This is a genomic window from Sulfitobacter sp. 1A13368, assembly GCF_043557275.1.
Classification (GTDB): Bacteria; Pseudomonadota; Alphaproteobacteria; order Rhodobacterales; family Rhodobacteraceae; genus Sulfitobacter; species Sulfitobacter faviae.
The window spans coordinates 1-1148 of the sequence record NZ_JBIFFR010000020.1; the positions used below are offsets into that span (position 1 = coordinate 1).

1 protein-coding gene and 1 tRNA gene are annotated in these 1148 nt (G+C 53.8%); both read right to left on the bottom strand.

Features of this window, described 5'->3' with window-relative positions:
- Nucleotides 1–157: 157 nt before the first annotated feature.
- Nucleotides 158–1072 (bottom strand): glycosyltransferase family 2 protein, encoded by a 915-nt coding sequence (locus tag ACGYK4_RS17280; protein ID WP_394457538.1) that lies wholly within the window; start codon nucleotides 1070–1072, stop codon nucleotides 158–160.
- A tRNA-Ala gene (locus ACGYK4_RS17285) sits at nucleotides 1072–1147 on the bottom strand. The genes ACGYK4_RS17280 and ACGYK4_RS17285 overlap by 1 nt, the downstream gene beginning before the upstream one ends.
- Nucleotide 1148: the final 1 nt, after the last annotated feature.

Sequence of the window (1148 nt, forward strand, 5' to 3'; positions counted from 1 at the left end):
GAAGGGCAGCAACTGAGATCATCACCTAACGCGGTGAGATCAAACATGTTGTTAGTATCTCTCTTTACGATGTCAATCACGTGCATCCGAAGGATGTCACGCAAACGTCCAGATTGGACGAGCAAAAACGCCGTAGCGCTCTTGCTGATCTAATCTATCAGCAGTTTTCGAACCACTTTGGGAGGGTCGTCCGAAACGGGAACCTTACCGATCTGGCACGCAGCACGTTAAGCTTCTCATCTCGAACCGGATCGCGCTTGATCCGCCGATAGGCGCGTCGCTCTGCCAAGGGCCAATCCAGCTCAGTCAACTCGCGAAAAGCGGCGTAAAAGCGGGAGGCGTCTTGATCTGCCTGCGCCCAAGCTTTACCGGGAAGACCTTTGCTACCAGCGTTGCCAATAAGCGTCCGATGCTGGTTGGCATCGATCAACGCAGCGCTGTTCGCATATTTGAGATGAACCAAGTAAACACCTTTGGGAAAGGTGAATGACGTGTCGTCCAAACGGTCGGGGGCGGTTTGAATGCCATGGCGCACCAAATGCGTTCCACGCCGAACCGCCCAAGCCTTGCTGTAATGCCCGGAGAAATGCGCCTTACGCCTGTAGCGCAGGACATTATCGTGCGCTGTTAGCGTAGGATCGCTCTCCATTTCAGCGAGGTTCATTCCCAAAGCAAAGAGTGCAGACGCTCTCTTGCGCGAGGCGAACAAGTCGCTGAAATTTGCGTAACGTTCCGGGTCGAAACAAATCAGTTCATCCGCGTCCGTGCGGATAACCCAGTCGTATAGCGCACCCAATCCGTCTTGAAGGCCGTTCAGCAGGTGTCCACGAAGCCGATCGAAACCAGTCAGGTCACCCCGCGGCGCCGTGATCACACTCGCCCGTGGGCAAAGCTCAGAAACCTTCGGATCACGACCATGTGACACGATGTAAAGATGTTCCGAACCTAGGTGCCGTGAGTAATGCGCGTACCATTGTGATAACGCCCAATAATCGCGGTAAACCATTGTGATTGCACAAATCTTCATGCCTTCTTTTAATCCGGACGGATCAAAGGCGGCAAGAGAATTCATGGTGGAGCCTAGGAGGATCGAACTCCTGACCTCCTGAATGCAAATCAGGCGCTCTCCCAGCTGAGCTAAGGCCCCA

Bases quoted from the DNA above. Each gene is read 5' to 3' on its own strand.
- ACGYK4_RS17280 (WP_394457538.1), bottom strand. From the start codon at position 1,072: ATGAATTCTCTTGCCGCCTTTGATCCGTCCGGATTAAAAGAAGGCATG.